This is a genomic window from Nocardia alba NBRC 108234 (genome assembly GCF_001612665.1).
Taxonomy (GTDB): domain Bacteria; phylum Actinomycetota; class Actinomycetes; order Mycobacteriales; family Mycobacteriaceae; genus Nocardia; species Nocardia alba.
This window is the reverse complement of the sequence record NZ_BDAX01000029.1, coordinates 37073-55361: the sequence shown is the minus strand read 5'-3', so window position 1 is coordinate 55361 and position 18289 is coordinate 37073. Positions and strand designations below refer to the sequence as shown.

Here is an 18289-nt window from a genome sequence, read left to right as displayed (position 1 = left end):
CTAGCCGCAAAACCTGACACAAGATGTCAAGGTTGCGTCGTACCGTACGAGATATGACCACGTGGAGCCAGTTCACCGAAGAAGCACCGAGCATCGCGGCCGTGTTCCAGCGCAGGCACCAGGCCACCGGCAAGCTGTGCATGCTCGCCACCCTGCGCGCCGACGGATCGCCACGCATCAGCCCGATCGAGCCGATGGTCTTCGAGGACATGCTGGTGCTGGCCGGTATGCCGAACACCCGGAAATTCGACGACCTGGCCCGCGACCCACGCTTCTGTCTGCACACCGCGACCGTCGACACCAGAGTCTCCGACGGCGACGCGAAACTCTTCGGCACCGTCACCGACCTCCAGGACGAAACCGTCCACGCCCGCTTCGCCCAGAAGCTGTTCGATGACAGCGGTTTCGATATTCGCGGCGAGAGGTTCGACCACTTCTACGTGGCCGACCTGACCGGCGCCTCCACCGTCGAAGTCGACGACGACCATCTCGACATCACCGTCTGGAAGCCGGGCGCGGGCGAAACGGTCGTCCGCAAGCACTGAGTCACGCTCCTCGATCGGCCGACCCGCTCTGCTGCCGGAACCGGGCGTTGTCGACAACCGTGTGCCGACGATGCCGGGTGACCGATCAGTCGCGCGCGGTTTCCCGGAACGGTCGTGCCGCTGTGCCACGATGACCTGCATGGATCTGCTCGCTTCGGAAGGTGTCGGCGATCCCTCACCGATCGTCTCGCTGTTCTGGATCGCGCTCATCGCGGTGCTCGCACCGCTGCTGTCGCGATGGGTGCGCGGGTATCTGCCCGATGTGGTGGTCCTGCTGGTGGCCGGAGCGGTGGTCGGGCCGCACGTGCTCGGGTGGGCGAGTAGCGCGGGCGGGGTCGACCTGGTCAGCGAATTGGGCTTGGGGATGCTGTTCCTGCTGGCGGGCTACGAGCTGGACCCGCGGTTGCTGCGTGGCCGCTCCGGTCGGACCGCGTGGGTCGTGTGGATCGTGTGCCTGCTGTTCGCGTTCGCGATCGTCATGCTGGTCACGGATACCTCGAACGGCACGCGCGTCGCGGTCGCCATCGCGTTGACCTCGACCGCGCTCGGCACCCTGCTGCCGATTCTGAAACAGGCGGGCATCCTCGATTCACGACTGGGGCGAGCGGTGATGACGCACGGCGCGGTGGGCGAGCTGGGGCCCATCGTGGCGATGTCGGTGCTGCTCACCAGCCGCAGTGCGGGCAGTGCGGTCGTGATGGTGGTGCTGTTCGGGATGGCGGCCGTGGTCGTCGGATTCGTGCCGGTGCGGATGCTCGACCGGAAGCCGCATCTGGGCGGCGGCCTGGCCGAGCTGGGCGGCGGCACCTCGCAGTTGCCGGTGCGCGGGGTGGTGCTGCTGCTGTTGGTGCTGATGGTGGTCGCCGAGGTCTTCGAGCTGGACGTGGTCCTCGGCGCGTTCGCCGCGGGCATGATTCTGCGTCGGCTGATCGCGGCCGGGCACCCGGACGTGGACTCCTCGCTCGAGGCCATCGGGTACGGGTTGCTGATCCCGGTGTTCTTCGTGGTGTCGGGCATGGGCATCGACGTGGCGGCGGTGGGCCGGAGTCCGGCGCTGTGGCTGTGGTTCGTGGTCACCATCGCGATCGCCCGCGGACTGCCCGTGTGGCTGAGCGAACGATTCGTGCCCCGCGCGGACACCCTGCCGACCGGCCGCGAGCGCGTCGAATTGGCCCTCTATGCCGCGACGGGGCTGCCGATCATCGTCGCGGTGACCCAGGTCGCCGTCCAAGCGGGCTTGCTGACCGCTGATGTCTCCTCGATCCTGGTCGCGGCGGGCGCGACGACCGTCCTGGTGTTTCCACTGGTAGCACGCCTGATCGGGGCGTCGGAGGCGAAGCCGGTCACACCCGCTCATGAATGAGCTTGCATAGTCGTGCATAATCATCACATGGTTGATTCGTCGGGAGGACCCGTGTTGCGGGTGGCGGTTGCCGGTGCGAGTGGATACGCCGGTGGCGAAGTGTTGCGTCTACTGCTCGGTCATCCCGAATACCGAGCCGGGCGCCTCGAGATCGGGGCGCTGACCGCCGGTTCCAACGCGGGTACCGCGCTGGGCGCGCTGCAACCGCATCTGCTGCCCTTGGCCGACCGCGTCCTGGACGAGACCACTCCGGAGATCCTGGCGGGACACGACATCGTGTTCCTCGGCCTCCCGCATGGTCAGTCCGGCGCCATCGCGGCCGCCCTGTCCGACGAGACGGTCGTCATCGACTGTGGCGCCGACTATCGGCTCACCGACGCCGCCGTCTGGGAGAAGTACTACGGCAGCCCCCACGCGGGCAGCTGGCCCTACGGCCTGCCCGAACTGCCCGGTGGGCGGGCGCGGCTCACCGGCGCCCGGCGGATCGCCGTGCCCGGCTGCTACCCGACCGTGTCCAGCGTGGCGTTGGCTCCGGCGATCGCCGCCGGGATCATCGAGCCCGCCGTGAATGTCGTTGCCGTGAGCGGTACTTCGGGCGCGGGGCGCAAGCTCGACGTCGGCCTGCTCGGTTCGGAGGTGATGGGCAGCGTGCGGGCCTACAGTGTCGCGGGCGCGCACCGCCACACCCCCGAGATCGCGCAGAATCTGAAAGCCGCCGGCGGCGTCGATGTCTCGGTGTCGTTCACGCCGGTGCTGGCGCCGATGCCGCGCGGCATCCTCGCCACCTGCACCGCCCCGGTGAAGGTGGACGCCGCGCAGGCACGCGCCGTCTACGAGAAGGCCTACGCCGACGAACCCTTCGTGCACCTGTTGCCCGAAGGTGTACTGCCGCAGACCGGCTCGGTGCTCGGCTCCAACGCCATCACCCTGCAGGTCGCCGTCGACGCCGACGCGGGCCTGCTCGTGGTGATCGGCGCGATCGACAACTTGACCAAGGGCACCGCGGGCGCCGCGGTGCAATCGATGAACCTGGCCGTCGGATTCGACGAGACCGCAGGACTTTCCACCGTAGGAGTGGCACCGTGACGACCCCTGATCCGCAGACCCCGGACCACGGCACCCTGATCCACACCCAGGGCGTCACCGCGCCGCTGGGTTTCCGCGCGGCGGGTATCGCGGCCGGTCTCAAGGCCAGCGGCAAGCCCGACCTCGCCCTGGTCCTCAACGAGGGCCCCGAATACAACGCGGCGGGTGTCTTCACCAGCAACCAGGTCAAGGCCGCGCCGGTGCTGTGGTCGCAGCAGGTGCTGAAGACCGGTCGGGTGCGCGCGGTGATCCTGAACTCCGGCGGGGCGAACGCCTGCACCGGCCACGGTGGCTTCCAGGACACCCACAAGACCGCCGAGGAACTCGCCGCGGCACTGAGCAATTGGGGTACCGAGACCGGCGCGGGCGAGATCGCGGTCTGTTCCACCGGTTTGATCGGTGACCGCCTGCCGATGGACAAGCTGATCCCGGCGATCACCGAGATCGTGCACGAGATGGGCGGCGGCATGTCGGGTGGCTCCGATGCCGCCCACGCGATCATGACCACCGACACCGTGCCGAAGGAGTCGGCGTTCCACAGCGAGGACAAGTGGAATGTCGGCGGCATGGCCAAGGGCGCGGGCATGCTCGCACCGTCGCTGGCCACCATGCTCGTCGTGCTCACCACCGATGCCGTGGCCACGCCCGAGCAGCTCGATTCCGCGCTGCGCAAGGCCACGAAGTACACCTTCGACCGGCTCGATGTCGACGGCTCCTGCTCCACCAACGACACCGTGCTGCTACTGGCCAACGGTGCCAGCGGCGTGACGCCCTCCCAGGAGGATCTCGACGCCGCGGTGTTCACCGTGTGTGACGACCTGGCCGCGCAGTTGATGGCCGACGCCGAGGGCGTCACCAAGCGGATCAGGGTCACCGTGTCCGGCGCGGTGTCCGAGGAAGAGGCGCTCACCGCCGCCCGCGCTGTCGCCCGCGACAGTCTGGTCAAGACCGCGCTGTTCGGTTCCGACCCGAACTGGGGTCGCGTGCTCGCGGCCGTCGGCATCGCCCCGGTGACCCTCGATCCGAACCGGATCGCGGTGTCGTTCAACGGAAATCCGGTCTGCGTCGACAGTGTCGGCGCGCCCGGCGCTCGCGAGGTCGACCTGTCCGGCGAAGACGTCGACGTGCTGATCGAGCTCCACGTGGGCGAGGGCACCGCGATGGTGCGCACCACCGACCTCTCCCATGCCTACGTCGAAGAGAACTCGGCGTACAGCTCATGAGTAGCAGTGTGGTGCACACCCTTTCGGCGCTGGACAAAGCGCATGTACTGGCCGACGCGCTGCCGTGGCTGCAGAAGTTCCGCGACAAGATCGTGGTCGTGAAGTACGGCGGCAACGCGATGGTCGACGACGAACTCAAGGCCGCCTTCGCCGCTGATATGGCGTTCCTGCGCACGGTCGGCGTACATCCCGTGGTCGTGCACGGGGGCGGCCCGCAGATCAACGCCATGCTGAAAAGGCTCGGGATGGCGGGCGAATTCCGCGGCGGCTTCCGCGTCACCACCCCCGAGGTGATGGACGTCGTGCGGATGGTGCTGTTCGGTCAGGTCGGTCGTGAGCTCGTGGGGCTGATCAACGCGCACGGCCCGTACGCGGTCGGTATCTCCGGCGAGGACGCGCACCTGTTCACCGCCACCCGGCGCACCGTCGCCGTCGAGGGCGTCGCCACCGACATCGGATTGGTCGGCGACGTCACCGCGGTCAACCCCGGCGCCGTGCTCGATCTGATCGACGCGGGCCGCATCCCGGTGGTCTCCACCATCGCCCCCGACGCCGACGGCGTGGTGCACAACATCAACGCCGACACCGCCGCCGCCGCACTGGCAGAGGGCATCGGCGCCGAGAAACTCGTCGTACTCACCGATGTCGAGGGCCTCTACACCGACTGGCCGGACCGCTCGTCGCTGACCAGCCAGATCGACGCCGACGCGTTGGCGAAGTTGCTGCCGAGCCTGGATGCGGGCATGGTGCCGAAGATGGAAGCGTGCTTGCGCGCCGTGCTCGGCGGGGTCCCCAGTGCCCACGTGATCGACGGGCGCGTCCCGCATTCGGTACTACTGGAGCTGTTCACCGGAGAAGGAATCGGAACCATGGTGACCCCCGCCGGGTCGCCGGATGGAACGCAATCATGAGCGAAGTAGAGAAGCTGCAGCAGCGGTGGTCGGCCGCGATGATGGACAACTACGGCACCCCGAAGGTCGCGCTGGTGCGCGGCGCCGGTGCGGTGCTCTACGACGCCGACGGCAAGCGCTATGTCGACTTCCTCGGCGGGATCGCGGTCAACAGCCTCGGACACGCCCACCCCGCCATCCTGGCAGCGGTCACCCAGCAGTTGGGCACGCTCGGCCACGTATCGAACCTGTACGCCAGCGAGCCCGTGATCGAGCTGGCCGAGAAGCTGCTGGCCCATTTCGGCGACGGTGAGGGCAAGGCGTTCTTCTGTAACTCCGGTACCGAGGCCAACGAGGCCGCGTTCAAGATCGCGCGGCTCACCGGACGGTCCAAGATCGTCGCCGCCGAGGAGGCGTTCCACGGTCGTACCATGGGTGCGCTGGCCCTGACGGGTCAGGCCGCCAAGCGCACGCCGTTCGAGCCGATGCCGCCCGGCGTCGTGCACGTGCCCTACGGCGACGCCGCCGCACTCGAAGCAGTGGTCGATTCCGACACCGCCGCGGTATTCCTCGAGCCGATGATGGGGGAGAGCGGTGTGGTCGTCCCGCCGTTCGACTACCTCGCCAGGGCACGCGAGATCACCTCCAGGGCCGGGGCGCTACTGATCCTCGACGAGGTGCAGACCGGAATCGGGCGCACCGGAACCTTTTTCGCGCACCAGGCGGCGGGCATCGTGCCCGATGCCATCACCCTGGCCAAGGGGCTCGGCGGTGGCCTGCCGATCGGCGCCGTGCTGGCGCAGGGCCGGGCCGCCGAACTGCTCACGCCCGGTCTGCACGGCACTACCTTCGGCGGCAATCCCGTCTGTGCCGCAGCGGCTTTGGCCGTGCTGCGCACGATCGACTCCGACAACCTGCTGACCCACGTGGAGTGGGTGGGCAAGAAGCTCAGCGACGGCATCGCGTTGCTCGAGCATCCCGAGATCGACCACGTGCGTGGTGCGGGTCTGCTCATCGGCATCGTGCTCAACAACGACATCTCCGCGTATGTCGACGAACGGGCCCGCGAGGCCGGCTACCTGCTGAACCCCGCCAAGCCCAACGTGATCCGGTTGGCGCCGCCCCTGGTGCTCACCGAAACCCAGGCCGACAATTTCGTCGCCGACCTGCCCGAGATCCTCGACAAGGCCGCCGCCGATGCTAAGGGAGCGACCAAGTGACCCTGCGTCATTTCTTGCGCGACGATGATGTGACCCAGGCCGAGCAGGCCGAGATCCTCGCCATCGCCGCCGAATTGAAGAAAGATCCCTTCGCGCGCCGGCCGCTCGACGGGCCACGCGGGGTCGGGGTGATCTTCGAGAAGAACTCCACCCGCACCCGCTTCTCGTTCGAGCTCGGCATCGCTCAGCTCGGCGGGCACGCGGTCGTCGTCGACGGTCGCGACACCCAGCTGGGTCGTGAGGAGACTCTCGGCGACACCGGCAGCGTGCTCTCGCGCTACGTCGACGCCATCGTGTGGCGGACCTTCGAACAGTCCCGCCTCGACGAGATGGTCGTTACCGCAACGGTTCCCGTGGTGAACGCGCTGTCCAACGAGTTCCACCCCTGTCAGGTGCTCGCGGATCTGCAGACGATCAGCGAGCGCAAGGGCGCCCTCGCGGGGCTGAACCTCACCTACTTCGGTGACGGTGCCAATAATATGGCGCATTCACTGCTGCTCGGCGGCGTCACCGCCGGAATGAACGTGACCGTGGCCGCCCCCGCCGGTTTCGAACCGCTGCCGTGGATCCTGGACGCCGCCGCGAAGCGGGCCGCCGAAACCGGCGCGACCGTGTCGGTCACCGGCGACCCGGTGGTCGGTGCGACCGGCGCCGATGTGCTGGTCACCGACACGTGGACCTCCATGGGGCAGGAGAACGACGGTCTCGACCGCGTCGGCCCGTTCCGCCCGTTCCAGCTCAACACCGCGCTGCTCGCCAACGCGGCTCCGGAAGCGATTGTGCTGCACTGTCTTCCGGCGCACCGGGGTGAGGAGATCACCGACGAGGTGCTCGACGGTGCGCACAGCGTGGTCTGGGACGAGGCCGAGAATCGCCTGCACGCCCAGAAGGCGCTGCTGGTGTGGCTGCTCGCGAAAGCCGCCGCGTGAGACCGCGAACCGGGGCCGGCGACGGGGTTGGGCGATGAGCGAGCGCAGCGAGGCGCGGGTATGAGCGCGCCCGAGAAGGGCTCGCCCGCGATCGCCCGTACCCGCGCCGGCCGCCAGTCACGCATCATCGAACTGCTGACCTCGCATTCGGTGCGCAGTCAGACCGAACTCGCCGCCCTGCTGTCGGCCGAGGGCATCGAGACCACCCAGGCCACCCTGTCGCGCGACCTCGACGAACTCGGCGCGGTGAAACTGCGCGCGGCCGACGGCGGCGCGGGCGTCTACATCGTCCCCGAGGACGGCAGTCCCGTACGTGGCGTCACCGGCGGCACCGGCCGCCTGTCCAAACTCCTCGGCGACCTGCTCGTCTCCACCGATGCCAGCGGCAATCTGGCCGTCCTGCGCACCCCGCCCGGCGCCGCCCACTTCCTGGCCAGCGCCCTCGACCGCGCCGCCCTGCCCTACATCGTCGGCACCATCGCCGGTGACGACACCATCGCCGTCATCGCCCGCGAACCACTCACCGGCGCCGAACTGGCGGCCAAAATCGAAGACCTGGCCTGACCTGACAACCGTTGGGCTGTTTCGGCGCTGTTGAACCATGCAGGCTTAAAGTTAGGTAGTGGGCACAGTTACCTAACCTCGAGCTCCCATGGTTGGGTATGCGCCGATTCGTGGACGCGACCTTCTAGGCCGTCGGCACGGGACGTCGCATGGTCGACGAACTTCGCGCCGTGCGTGCCGCCTATCGCGAACAGACCACCGCTCGCGCCGATTCCGTGGTCTGGAAGGTGATCGACAGTCTCATCGCGCAGCCGGTCGTGAACAGCACGTATGTCGTTGACACCTTCGGCACCAGTGGGGTCGCGGCGCAGCGCGCGATCGATCGGCTCGTCGCGTCCGGCGTGCTACGTGAGGTGTCGCAGCGTGCCAGGAATCGGGTCTGGCAGGCCGACGGAATTCTCACTGTCCTCGACGATTTCGCGGCGGGGATCCGACGAGTTCGGGGGTGAGAGGCAGGCGCGAGTGCGCTCAGGCTGTGCGGGGCTGGGCGCGTAGCCCCGCGAGGGCCACGTCCGTGAGCAGTGGGGCGGAGTCGGCCGCGGCCTGGCAGCCGGCGCCGATGCCGTGGCCGAGGCGCAGGACGTCGCGTGGGCTCACTTCGGGGCGGATGAGGCCTGCCTGCTGCACCGGGATCAGCACGTTGCCCGCGGCTTCGGCGAGCAGGGTGGAGCAGGCGGCGAGAGTATCCGAGGAGCGGTCGATGGCGGCTTTGAGAGTGGTTGCCAGGCCGTGCTTTTCGAGGATATAGGTGACCAGATCGGTGAACCAGGCGTCGAACGCGTCGAGGGGAGCGTGGGTTCGCCGTAATTCGTCGGCCCGTGCGGCGAGGGTCTCGATGTTGGCGCGGTACACCGCTTCCATGAGCGTCGTGCGATTCGGGAAGTGGCGATACAGCGTCCCCGGGCCGACCCCCGCGCGCCGTGCGATGTCATCGAGGGGCGCGTCGGTGCCGTGCTCGGCGAACGCGTCGCGGGCGCAATCGATGATGCGCTCGTAATTGCGGCGTGCGTCGGCGCGCATCGGCCGCGACGGTGCGTCCACAAGATCCTCCACTGGAAACGGATGAAGTCTCCGTTTAGTCTTGCGTAACCGGAGGCTTTCTCCCTATGCTAGCTCTGTCATAAGCGGAGACTCTCTCCGTTTTAGTTCCTTGTTGATGGAGCGTTCTTGACTACCACCACACTTCCGGAAAAAGCCCAGGTAGAGCGTGCTCGGCCACGGCTGATCCTGGTCACTTTGCTGACCTGTCAACTCATGCTCATCCTCGATATCACCGTGATGAATGTGGCGCTGCCGCACATCAGGACCGACCTCGAGTTCAGCGCCACCAGCCTGTCCTGGGTCATGAACTCCTACACGTTGGTCTTCGGCGGCCTACTGCTGCTCGGCGGTCGGGCGGGCGATCTGTTCGGCAGGCGGGCGATGTTCATCGCCGGCGTGCTGCTGTTCACCCTCGCCTCGCTGGCCGGTGGGCTGGCGCCCTCGGCCGGGTGGTTGCTCGCGGCCCGCGCGCTGCAGGGTATCGGCGGCGCCATGGCAGGGCCGAATACCCTTGCGCTGCTGACTACTACGTTCACCGAGCCCAAGGCGCGGATCCGGGTGCTCGCCCTGTTCTCCGGCATGTCGAGTGCCGGTTTCGCGATCGGTTTGATCGTCGGCGGGCTGCTGACCGAATGGTTCGGCTGGCGCTCGGTGCTGTTCATCAATGTGCCGTTCGGACTGGTCATCGCCGTGCTCGCGCTGCGCTACCTGCCCGATCTGCCGCGGCGCGCCGCCCGGCTCGACCTACCCGGCGCGGTGACGGCGACCGCCGGCGTCGCCGCCCTCGTCTACGGGTTCATCAGTGCCGCCTCGCACGGGTGGGCCGCGGCGGGCACCGACATCTGGCTCGCGGTCGGGGCGGCGCTGCTGGCGGGGTTCGTCGCGATCGAACTGCGTGCGCCGCAACCACTTCTGCCACTGCACCTGTTCGCCGACCGCAATCGCGCCGCCGCCTATCTGAACGTGTTCCTCGGCCCGATGGCGGGCATGTCGATGTTCTTCTTTCTCACCCAATATCTGCAGGATGTGCTGGGAATGAGTTCGCTGGCAACAGGTTTCGCGTTCCTGCCGACCGCGGTGCTGATGTTCGCGATGATCCGCCTGATCCCGAGGTTGCTCGCGCGGTTCGGACCCAAACCGGTGACGGCGACCGGCTCCGTCGCCATGGTCACCGGCCTCGTGCTACTGACCAGGCTCTCGGAGAGTTCCGGCTACTTCCCCCTGCTGTTCGTGGCGATGGTCGTGATGGGCTGCGGCATCGGGCTCGCGTTCTCCCCACTGAACGTGATCATCATGGCCACCGTCTCGCCCGACGAAGCCGGTGCGGCAGGCGGCGCCCTGCAGACCATGCAGCAGACCGGTGGAGCCCTCGGCCTGGCCATCCTGGTGACGATCTTCGGCACCGCCGCCCGCGACACGGGCGGTGCGCCGACCCACGCCCTGGTCGGCGGCATGACCGCCGCTTTCGCCGCCGCCGCCGTCATCGCCGCCCTGACCTTCCTGGTCGCGCTCACCTTCCGCAGCACCCGCGCCTCCCGCTGAACGCGCTCGCCGGGCGTCGACGCCCGGACGTGGCAGACACCCGACCGTGCCGATCATCCGCCGGCGCGAAGCAGTGCCCACGCGCCGACCGCGATCGACACCGCCGCGCACAGCAACAGCAGCCCCGCTGTCGTGGCGTAGGCGAGCCAGGACGGTAGGACCTGTTCCAGTCCCCGGACCAGGGCGGCCACCGCGAAGACGGCCCCGATCAGCGCGGTGACAGTCGCGGTGGCGAGGGCGAGTCCGGCTATGACGGCGAGGCGAAGACGCCCGGCGAGTGCGGTGCCGAGGCGGCTGGCGCGGCGGCGGATCCGCCGGACCGCCGGGATGCGCAGGATCTCGCGCAGCGGCGATCCGGCAGCGGTGGGAGCAGGCGTGGTCTGGTGGGTCACCGGGAGTCCTTCTCGGTCAGTGGGCGAGCATCGGGGAGCTGACTTCGCTGACCAGCCAGCGGTCGGCGTCCTTGCGCAGCGTCATCGAGACGGCGAGCTGACCGGGCGCAGGGGCACCTTTGGTGCCGAGGCTGGTGATCGTCTGATTGATGACCGCGACCGCCTCGGCGGTCGTCTCGTCGGCGGATTCGATGGCGCACTCGACGGTGCCGACGGTGGCGACGACCTGGCCCTGCATGAGGACCTCACGCAGATCTCTACTGGTGGCATCGAATTCGGTCTTCCAGTCGCCGGTGGCGCCGGCGAGGACCGCGCCGAAATAGGTGTCGAGATCCTTGGCGTCGTAGCGGGCCAGTGTCGGAGCGTAGGCGCAGGCGGCCCGATGAGCTGCCTCGCGGGCCTGCTCCCGTGCTCGCATGCCGTGGTTGTCCACGGCCAGCCAGGTCGCGGTCGCCACCGCGGCGACGCTGATGAGGGCGGTCGCCGGGATCGCGGCGCGTCGATACCGACGCGGCACGGCGGCATCGGCGATCGGAACCGCGGATCGCCCGGTGCCGGCGGCGGCTTCGTCCGTCGTCGGAGGGGGTACTGCTCGGTCAGTGGTCATAGCGTGTCCTCGGGGAATTCGCGGCTCAGCCTGCGGGAAGGGGAACGGAGAGTTCGGTGCCGGTGACTCCGGGCGGTGGCCCTGATCCGTTGTCGGGGCCGGCGGGGCGCGGTGCGTTGGCCGATCCACGGATCTGTAGTTCCGGGTGGCTGGTGACGCAGTAGTTGTAGAGGGGGATGCGACCGTCGGAGACCGTAGTGGGCGAGACGGGGATGGTCTCGTATTCGCAGGTGGGGCGCGGCCACGGTTCGGCGACGGTGTGAAAGGCGTTGTCGTGGGCGGGGATACCGACGGCGACCACCCCGGTCCGCAGGGCGGGGAACAATGCGGTCATCGCCGGAGTGCGTAGTCGGGCGGCCCGGGTGATAGCCACGAAGTTGGTCACCAGGTTCGTCATCGGATCCGTGGTTTCGGTGAGGACGCCGCTCAGTGTGGCCAGTCGGCCCGGACCCAGGTCGAGGAGTTCACGCACTTCCTGATCGGCCGCGTTCATCTGATCGAACAACTCGCTCGACCCACGGACGAGGGTGCCGAGGTCGGGTTGGGCGTGCGCGGTCGTCTCGGCGATGACCTGCAGATTGCGGATCATCGCCGTGGTCTGGGGGAGTAATCCGGTGAGCCCGTTCATGGCCTGACTCAGTCCGCTGATGACCGTGCGCAGCACGTCGGGACCACCGCGCAGGGCACGATCGAGTTCGTCCACGATCACCGTGAGCCGTTCCGGGTTCATTCCGCCGATCAGGGCGCCGGTATTGGAGAGGAACGAGTCGATGGTGACGGGGGTGCTCGCCTGCTCGGGAGCCACCACGGCACCGTCGGCCAGATAGGGCCCGTCCCCGGTGGTGGGCCGGAAGTCCAGATACTGCTCACCCGCCGCCGACAACCGGCCGACCGCCACCACGGTGCCGACCGGAATCCTGGCGGCACTGTCGATGACCGCCTCGGCACGGATGCCATCGCCCTCGAGGTGTAGCGCGCTGACCCGGCCGACCGGTACTCCGCGCACGGTCACCGGACTGTGCGCCAGCAAACCGCCGGAGCCGGTGAGCCGCACCTGCACCGTGTAGGTCGTGCGCATCGGCCGCACCCCCACGACGTCGATGGCGATATACGCCGAGCCGATGACGAGCAGCCCGACCATCCCTGTCATCGCGAACAGGATCCGGTGCCGGTGCGCCCACCGGGCAAGACCGACAACGACGCCGGCCCCACGATCGACGATCGGGTACCGGTTATCTCCCGGCGTCGGGACGGTGCCCTCGGCGGGATCGGTCATCGCGGACCTCCTTGCAGTCGGCCGAGCACGCGGGCGAGAACCTGCGACAGGCTGCCGATGAACCCGGTCACGTCGGTACCGTCGGGCATCCGGCTGCCGGTGGGGTCGGTGAGCGCACCTAGATCGAGAGCGGAAATCGTCGCTGCCACAGCGAGACCCGGCCCTCGGGTGCTGGCTCGCACCGAGGGCGCCAGTGCGTTGAACTTGTCCAGGGTGCCCGCGAGGTCCTCGCCCATGCGGGTGAACCCCGACATCAGTGCCTGCACGCTGTCGAACAGGCCGAGGAATTCGGGCCCGGTCGTGGAGGTGAAGTCGCCCAGCGCGGCTGTCACCGTGGACACCTTCGTCGTCAGATCGGTGATGGTCCGGTTGTTCTCGGCGATCACCGAGATCAGATCGGGAAAGGTTTCGGCGACCTGGCCGAGTTCGGCCTTGCGGGCACGCAGGGTGGTGGTGAGTCCGTCGAGCCCGTGCAAGACCGAATCGAGCTGTCCGGTGCGCTGATTCAGCGCGCCGAGCGCCGCGGTGAGCTCGGTCAGCAGATGCGACAGCTGTGGGCCGCGACCGCCGACGATCGAGTTCAGCTCCGAGGTGATGCGGGCGACCTGGTTCATCGCCCCGCCGTCGAGCACCATCGACATGGCCATCATCAGCTCCTCCACCGAGGCGCCCGCGGAAGTATGGTCGCGGTCGATGACATCGCCGTCGGCGAGCAACGGCGCCTGCGGCCGGTACTCGGGCAGGATGACCGCCACGTGGATGTCCCCCAGCGGCGTCGACTGCCGGAGTTCGGCGCGGGTGCCGTGCGGAAGCGCGACGGCGCGTTGCACTTCGAGCTCGACGTCGGCCAGGAAGTCGGTGGTGTCGATCCGGGTCACGACACCGATGTCGGTGCCGCCGATCTTGACCCGTGCTCGCTCGGGCAGGTTCAGCGCGTTGTCGAAGACCGCGCGTACCCGATAGGACGGGCCGTCGACCCCCGGCTGGGGTAGCGCGAGATCGTCGACGGTGCACGAGGCGACGCTGACCGCGGCCAGGACCGAGACGGCGAGGCGGGCGTGGTGGTTACGGCTCATTCGGTCAGTCCCAACAGGGCGGCGGTCAGACCGAAGTCCGGACCGAAGTCCATCAGTTTGCCGGTACGGCAGCCGTCGGCGCGCATCGCGAGGCGTTCGCACAGCGTCGACAGGACTTCGTTGTCCAGCACCGATTTGTCGGTGAGCAGGTGTAGCCGCAGTGCCTGATGCTCCGAACTGACCGATCGAGCCAGGTTCTCGAACAGCAACGGCGCAACGTCGACGATCTCGGTGAGCCCGCGCGCGTTGTCGCGCATCTGGCCGGTGATGCCGACGAGGCGTCGCATCGCGGCGGTGAGCGGCGCCTGGTTCTCGGCGAGCACGGACGAGGTGTTGGCGATGAAGTCGTTGACCTGAGCCAGCACCGCGGCCAGCCCGGGTGCCTGGTCGGCGAGGAGGGTGACGAGTTCGGTCAGGCGCGCGCTGAAATCGCGCACGGTCCGGTCGTTGCCCGCGACCACCGCGGTGAGCTCGTTCAATTCGATGATGGTGTTCGAGATCTGGTCACGGTTGGCCAGGGTCACCTCGAAAGCGCCCGCCAGCGCCTCGAGAGTCTCCCGGATGCGGTCACCGTTGCCGTCGAGCATCGGGAACAGCACGCGACTGGCCATCGGGCCGTTCTCGTTGTCGCCCTTCAGCGATTCGCCGAGTTGTTCGAAGTTGCGCAGGATCCGGTCGAGCTCGACCGGGGTTCTGGTGCGAGCGAGGGGCAGATGAGCGCCGTCGGTGAGTGTCGGCCCCGCGCCGCTGAAGGCCGGGGTGAGCTCGACGTGCCGGTTGGTGATGAGCTGCGGTGAGACGAGTGCGGCCATGGCGTCGGCGGGTAGTTCGGTGCCGGCCGCGATCGTCATCCGGACCTCGACGAACGCGCCTCTGGCCTCGATCGCGTCGACCCTGCCGACCGGGACGCCGAGCACCGCCACGTCGTTGCCGACGAAAAGACCTGCGGCGCTCTCGAAATCGGCGCTGATCTGCATCGAGTTCGGGCGCAGTGCCTGCGGAATCGACGAGCAGCCTGCGCCCACCACAGTGGCGACCACGAGCACGGCAGCTCGCAACAGTGTGCGCATCATCGGCATCCTTCGACGGCATGGGTCTGACACAGCCAGTTGTCGGGGAACAACCACGGCAGATAGATCTCGCCGTAGGGACCCTGGCCGAAACCGTTGTCGAACTGGCGCATCGTCACCGGCATCACCTGGTACAGCGCATCGAGGTTGGCTCGGTTCTTCTCCAGACCTTCGGACATGGTGTTCAGGCTCTGGATGAGCGGGCCGAGCCTGCCGCCGTTGTCGATGCCCATGTCCTGCAAGATCTTCGAGGCGGCGGCGACGTTGTCGAACAACTCGCGCAGGAGATCGCGTCTGCGGATCGCCGCGTCACCGATCGCCTGCCCGCGCGTCAACAGCAACAGCACGCTGTTCTGATTGTCGGCGATCATTCCCGAGACCTGATCCATGCTCCCGAGCAGCCGGTTCACCTCGTCGCGGCGGGTGGCGATGACCTTCGCCAGGGTTCCCACGCTGTCGAGCGCCTGGGCGGTGAGCTGGGGTGAGCTACCCATCTGCGCGGACATCGCGTCCAGGCTCACGCGCAGAGCGTTCGGGTCCACCCGCTCGAGATGCTCGAAGGAGTTGCGGTACTTCGGATCATCGACGACCTTGGCGAGGTTGTACGGAACGGTGGTGGCCGACAGCGGGATTCGCGCACCGTCGAGATCGGTGCCGGTCCCGGGATCGAGCTCGATGTGCATCTTGCCGAGAATGGTCGACATCTCGATGGCGGCCTTGGCGTCCCGGCCGAGCTCGACCTCGGAGCGCAGACTCATCGCCACGACCACTCGATCACGTTCGAGCCGAACAGATCTCACGGTGCCCACCTCGATTCCGGCGATATCGACACTGTTGCCGGTGCGCAGACCGGCGGCCTGGGCGAATTCGGCATACGTGGTGGTCTTTCCGAGGTCGGCCCGGGAAAGAACCCCGGAGCCGAGGACCAGCGCCACCACGGCCGCGCCCGCGGCGAGGCCGAGTAGTAGGTGCCGATTGCCCAGCGCGCCGCGGATCGCGGTGACCGCTCGCGCGAACACGTATTCGATCACCGGCACACCTCCGAATGTGAATCGCCGCCGACCTGCGAGAACAGTCCACGGGGGAACAGCACGCCCCACAACGAGACGTCCAGACTGCAGACGTAGGTAGTGAAATAGGTTCCGTTGCCACTGATCCGGGCCAGGCCCGCCAGCACCAGCGGTAGTTCGATCGCCGACTGATCCAGCCGCGCGCCGTTGGACAACAGCAGATCGACACCACTGCTCGCTTGCTGCTGTGCCAGTGCCATCCCCGGCGCCACCTGACCGATCAGGTCGGTCAGCTTCGTCGTCGACTCGGCGATTCCGGCGACGGCGCCGCTGAGCTGCGCGCCTTGCTCGTACAGGCCGGTGACGAGCGCGCGGGACTGGGTGATGAGGGTCTCCAGTTCGCCGCTGCGATGGGCCAGGCTGCCGATCACGTCGCTGAGAGCGGTGATCACCGCGCCCAGGATCTCATCGCGCTCGCCGAAAGTCGTGGCCAGTGCGGCGGCCTGGGTGATCAACGCGGACAGCGAGACTCCGTCACCCTGTAGCGCCTGCACGAGGGTTTCCGACAGCGAGTTCACATCGTCGGGTTGCAGCAGACTGAACAGCGGTTCGAAGCCGGAGAGCATGGTGGAGACGTCGAACGAGGATTCGGTGCGCTCCAACGGAATCGAGCCACCGTCGGGCAGCGGCTCACCCACGCTCGCACCCGCCGCCAACGCGACATAACGCTGGCCGATCAGATTGTGATAGCGGATCGCCGCCGACGTGGTGGTGCTCAAGTGCTGGCGGGTCTGTACGGCCAGCGTCACCTCGGCGTGACGGCGATCGACCAGTTCGATCGCGTCGACGCGGCCGACGCGCACGCCGGCGATCCGGACGTCGTCGCCGACCCGGAGTCCGAGCACGTCGGCGAAGGTGGCGCTGTAGCGGTGGGTGTCGCCGGGCACCGAACGCCGCAGCGTCGACCAGATCGTGAAGGTCGCGCCGAGCGAGAGTACGACGAAGACGATGAGCCCGAAATAGCGGGGCTGTGAACGCATCTCAGTGATCTCCTGGTGGAGTGGCGGTGACGGTCGCGCCGGTGAGCACGGCGCCGAGCAGCAGCAACTGGGTGGTATTCGGTGGGCCGCCGACGATCGCCGCGATCGCGTCCGGACCGCTGAGCACGATCGGCCGCGCCGCCGGAACCGGCTGTTGCCCAGCGGGATTCGTCGGCGCCGTGACGCCGGGTATCACCAGGCCGGGCACTGTGGGCAGTGACAGGCCGGGAATCCTCGGCAGCGGCGAGGTCGGTAGGCCGGGCAGGATGGGCGCGGGCGCTGGGCCCGCGGTGGACAGCCACTGCGGTAGCAGCTGCGTCGGATAGTGCTGTGGTGCGGGCACATCCGGCACGGACTCCCCGTCGCACCGTGGTCCGGCCTGACTGCCGTAGCGCGGGCAATCCGCCGCCGTGTATTGGCGGAACGGGGTGAACGACACGGTGATGTCCCAGCGCATCTGCTTGCTCGGCCCCCAATCGAAGACCGTGGAGAGTCTGCCCAGCGTGGTGTTCAGTCCGCTCACCGTCTCGGTGAGAGCCGAGGGGTCGGCGGCCAGCGCGCCGAATGTCTCGTCCAGGCCGACCACCAGCTCCTTGCCCGCGTTCGGATTGCGCGCGAACAAGGCGTGGGTCGTGTCGGTGGCGCCGCCCGCGGAGGTGAGCAGTTCGATCACCCGCGCGCGGCGATCGGTGATCGTGCGGGCCGTGCGCACCGATCGGCCGAGGGCATCGACCAGCTCGGGTGCGGATTGGTTCACCGCCGTCGCGGCCGCACCGAGATCGCCGAGCAGCGAACCGATCCCGGGAATCGCGCGGACTTCGCTCACCCACCGGTCCAGGCGTTCGATCGTGGAACCGGGCAGCCTGGTGTCTCCGTCGAGCGCCTCGGCGAGGGTGGCCAGGACCCGGGCGAGTTTGGCGGGCTGGATCCGGTCGAGGACATCGCGCAGGGTGGTCAAGGTGGTCTGCAGAGCCGTGGTGGCTCGGCTGGTGTCCTGTTCGACCACGGCTCCGGCGCGCAGACTCGAGGTGGTGACGCCGTTGTCGACCAGTTCGATCGCGGACACGCCGAAGAGGTTGGCGGGTACCACGCGGGCGGTGACCGAGCTCGGAATCGCCGCGGCGGCTACCGGGTCGAGCCGCATCCCGACCCGCTGACGCAGGCCCTTCTCGGCGATGTCCACCTCCGACACCGCACCGACCAGCATTCCCCGGTAGCGCACATCGGCGCGGGCGGGTAGACCGTCGCCGGTACTGGTCATCACGGCGGTTACCGCGACGGTGTCGGCGAAATGGCCGCCGTAGCGCAGCCCGAGCAATCCGACGACGCTCGACAGGCTCGCCGCCATCGCCACCCCGGCCAGGCCGAGTCGCCGACGCGACCAGCCGCGCCCACTGGGATCCGGATACACGCCG

At 68.2% G+C, this 18289-nt stretch carries 19 protein-coding genes; 10 read left to right on the top strand and 9 right to left on the bottom strand.

Translation table 11 applies throughout. From position 1 onward, the window contains the following. Positions 1-53 precede the first annotated feature (53 nt). The 9 genes from NA12_RS27050 to NA12_RS27010 all read left to right on the top strand — a co-directional run bounded on the left by NA12_RS27050 (position 54) and on the right by NA12_RS27010 (position 8269). Positions 54-545 carry a pyridoxamine 5'-phosphate oxidase family protein gene (locus NA12_RS27050; protein WP_067457354.1) on the top strand — a complete coding sequence of 164 codons (492 nt, stop codon included), beginning with the start codon at positions 54-56 and terminating at the stop codon, positions 543-545. Positions 546-684: 139 nt separating this feature from the next. Further along, the gene (locus NA12_RS27045) at positions 685-1908 is read left to right on the top strand and encodes a cation:proton antiporter (protein WP_067457583.1); all 1224 of its coding nucleotides are present in this window, start codon (positions 685-687) and stop codon (positions 1906-1908) included. Between the two features lie 27 nt (positions 1909-1935). Continuing rightward, positions 1936-2994, top strand: a complete 1059-nt coding sequence (gene argC / locus NA12_RS27040; protein WP_067457351.1) for an N-acetyl-gamma-glutamyl-phosphate reductase — start codon at positions 1936-1938, stop codon at positions 2992-2994. Next, entirely contained in the window at positions 2991-4217 is a 1227-nt protein-coding gene (gene argJ, locus NA12_RS27035) for a bifunctional glutamate N-acetyltransferase/amino-acid acetyltransferase ArgJ (RefSeq protein WP_067457348.1), read from the top strand. Before argC ends, argJ begins: the two co-directional genes overlap by 4 nt. Beyond that, entirely contained in the window at positions 4214-5128 is a 915-nt protein-coding gene (gene argB, locus NA12_RS27030; RefSeq protein WP_067457345.1) for an acetylglutamate kinase, read from the top strand. The genes argJ and argB overlap by 4 nt, the downstream gene beginning before the upstream one ends. After that, positions 5125-6327, top strand: coding sequence for an acetylornithine transaminase (locus NA12_RS27025; protein ID WP_067457342.1), 1203 nt, complete (start codon positions 5125-5127; stop codon positions 6325-6327). Before argB ends, NA12_RS27025 begins: the two co-directional genes overlap by 4 nt. Then, the gene (argF, locus tag NA12_RS27020; RefSeq protein WP_067457340.1) at positions 6324-7256 is read left to right on the top strand and encodes an ornithine carbamoyltransferase; all 933 of its coding nucleotides are present in this window, start codon (positions 6324-6326) and stop codon (positions 7254-7256) included. The genes NA12_RS27025 and argF overlap by 4 nt, the downstream gene beginning before the upstream one ends. Positions 7257-7316: 60 nt before the next feature. Continuing rightward, complete coding sequence (locus NA12_RS27015; RefSeq protein WP_056824335.1) at positions 7317-7820, top strand: arginine repressor; 504 nt, start codon at positions 7317-7319, stop codon at positions 7818-7820. 149 nt (positions 7821-7969) lie between these two features. Then, a complete protein-coding gene (locus NA12_RS27010; protein ID WP_067457336.1) occupies positions 7970-8269 on the top strand; it encodes a hypothetical protein in 300 nt (99 codons plus the stop codon). A gap of 19 nt (positions 8270-8288) precedes the next feature. Here the strand turns inward: NA12_RS27010 and NA12_RS27005 are convergent, their stop codons facing one another. Continuing rightward, positions 8289-8861 (bottom strand): TetR/AcrR family transcriptional regulator, encoded by a 573-nt coding sequence (locus tag NA12_RS27005; protein WP_243655113.1) that lies wholly within the window; start codon positions 8859-8861, stop codon positions 8289-8291. Positions 8862-8987: 126 nt separating this feature from the next. Here NA12_RS27005 and NA12_RS27000 point away from each other — a divergent pair, with 126 nt between their 5' ends. Continuing rightward, positions 8988-10403 carry an MFS transporter gene (locus NA12_RS27000; RefSeq protein WP_243655112.1) on the top strand — a complete coding sequence of 472 codons (1416 nt, stop codon included), beginning with the start codon at positions 8988-8990 and terminating at the stop codon, positions 10401-10403. A 53-nt stretch (positions 10404-10456) separates the two neighbouring features. Here the strand turns inward: NA12_RS27000 and NA12_RS26995 are convergent, their stop codons facing one another. The 8 genes from NA12_RS26995 to NA12_RS26960 are packed head-to-tail and all read right to left on the bottom strand — an operon-like array spanning position 10457 to position 18285. Next, positions 10457-10795 (bottom strand): hypothetical protein, encoded by a 339-nt coding sequence (locus NA12_RS26995; protein WP_067457330.1) that lies wholly within the window; start codon positions 10793-10795, stop codon positions 10457-10459. Positions 10796-10811: 16 nt separating this feature from the next. After that, a complete protein-coding gene (locus NA12_RS26990) occupies positions 10812-11402 on the bottom strand; it encodes an Rv1363c family protein (protein ID WP_067457327.1) in 591 nt (196 codons plus the stop codon). 25 nt (positions 11403-11427) lie between these two features. Further along, positions 11428-12678, bottom strand: a complete 1251-nt coding sequence (locus tag NA12_RS26985) for an MCE family protein (RefSeq protein WP_084473129.1) — start codon at positions 12676-12678, stop codon at positions 11428-11430. Next, entirely contained in the window at positions 12675-13754 is a 1080-nt protein-coding gene (locus NA12_RS26980; RefSeq protein ID WP_067457324.1) for an MCE family protein, read from the bottom strand. Before NA12_RS26980 ends, NA12_RS26985 begins: the two co-directional genes overlap by 4 nt. Then, on the bottom strand, positions 13751-14827 hold the full coding sequence (locus NA12_RS26975; RefSeq protein WP_067457574.1) for an MCE family protein: 1077 nt from the start codon (positions 14825-14827) through the stop codon (positions 13751-13753). The genes NA12_RS26980 and NA12_RS26975 overlap by 4 nt, the downstream gene beginning before the upstream one ends. Next, positions 14824-15855, bottom strand: coding sequence for an MlaD family protein (locus NA12_RS26970; protein WP_243655111.1), 1032 nt, complete (start codon positions 15853-15855; stop codon positions 14824-14826). The genes NA12_RS26975 and NA12_RS26970 overlap by 4 nt, the downstream gene beginning before the upstream one ends. Next, positions 15852-16874 carry an MCE family protein gene (locus tag NA12_RS26965; RefSeq protein WP_067457318.1) on the bottom strand — a complete coding sequence of 341 codons (1023 nt, stop codon included), beginning with the start codon at positions 16872-16874 and terminating at the stop codon, positions 15852-15854. Before NA12_RS26965 ends, NA12_RS26970 begins: the two co-directional genes overlap by 4 nt. 1 nt (position 16875) lies before the next feature. After that, positions 16876-18285 carry an MlaD family protein gene (locus NA12_RS26960; RefSeq protein WP_067457571.1) on the bottom strand — a complete coding sequence of 470 codons (1410 nt, stop codon included), beginning with the start codon at positions 18283-18285 and terminating at the stop codon, positions 16876-16878. Positions 18286-18289 lie beyond the last annotated feature (4 nt).

What these genes read in the sequence shown, in the direction of transcription:
- NA12_RS27050 (WP_067457354.1), top strand. Translation starts at nt 54, where the DNA reads ATGACCACGTGGAGCCAGTTCACCGAAGAAGCACCGAGCATCGCGGCC.
- NA12_RS27045 (WP_067457583.1), top strand. Translation starts at nt 685, where the DNA reads ATGGATCTGCTCGCTTCGGAAGGTGTCGGCGATCCCTCACCGATCGTC.
- argC (WP_067457351.1), top strand. Translation starts at nt 1,936, where the DNA reads ATGGTTGATTCGTCGGGAGGACCCGTGTTGCGGGTGGCGGTTGCCGGT.
- argB (WP_067457345.1), top strand. Translation starts at nt 4,214, where the DNA reads ATGAGTAGCAGTGTGGTGCACACCCTTTCGGCGCTGGACAAAGCGCAT.
- NA12_RS27025 (WP_067457342.1), top strand. Translation starts at nt 5,125, where the DNA reads ATGAGCGAAGTAGAGAAGCTGCAGCAGCGGTGGTCGGCCGCGATGATG.
- NA12_RS27015 (WP_056824335.1), top strand. Translation starts at nt 7,317, where the DNA reads ATGAGCGCGCCCGAGAAGGGCTCGCCCGCGATCGCCCGTACCCGCGCC.
- NA12_RS27010 (WP_067457336.1), top strand. Translation starts at nt 7,970, where the DNA reads ATGGTCGACGAACTTCGCGCCGTGCGTGCCGCCTATCGCGAACAGACC.
- NA12_RS26990 (WP_067457327.1), bottom strand. Translation starts at nt 11,402, where the DNA reads ATGACCACTGACCGAGCAGTACCCCCTCCGACGACGGACGAAGCCGCC.
- NA12_RS26985 (WP_084473129.1), bottom strand. Translation starts at nt 12,678, where the DNA reads ATGACCGATCCCGCCGAGGGCACCGTCCCGACGCCGGGAGATAACCGG.
- NA12_RS26980 (WP_067457324.1), bottom strand. Translation starts at nt 13,754, where the DNA reads ATGAGCCGTAACCACCACGCCCGCCTCGCCGTCTCGGTCCTGGCCGCG.
- NA12_RS26975 (WP_067457574.1), bottom strand. Translation starts at nt 14,827, where the DNA reads ATGATGCGCACACTGTTGCGAGCTGCCGTGCTCGTGGTCGCCACTGTG.
- NA12_RS26965 (WP_067457318.1), bottom strand. Translation starts at nt 16,874, where the DNA reads ATGCGTTCACAGCCCCGCTATTTCGGGCTCATCGTCTTCGTCGTACTC.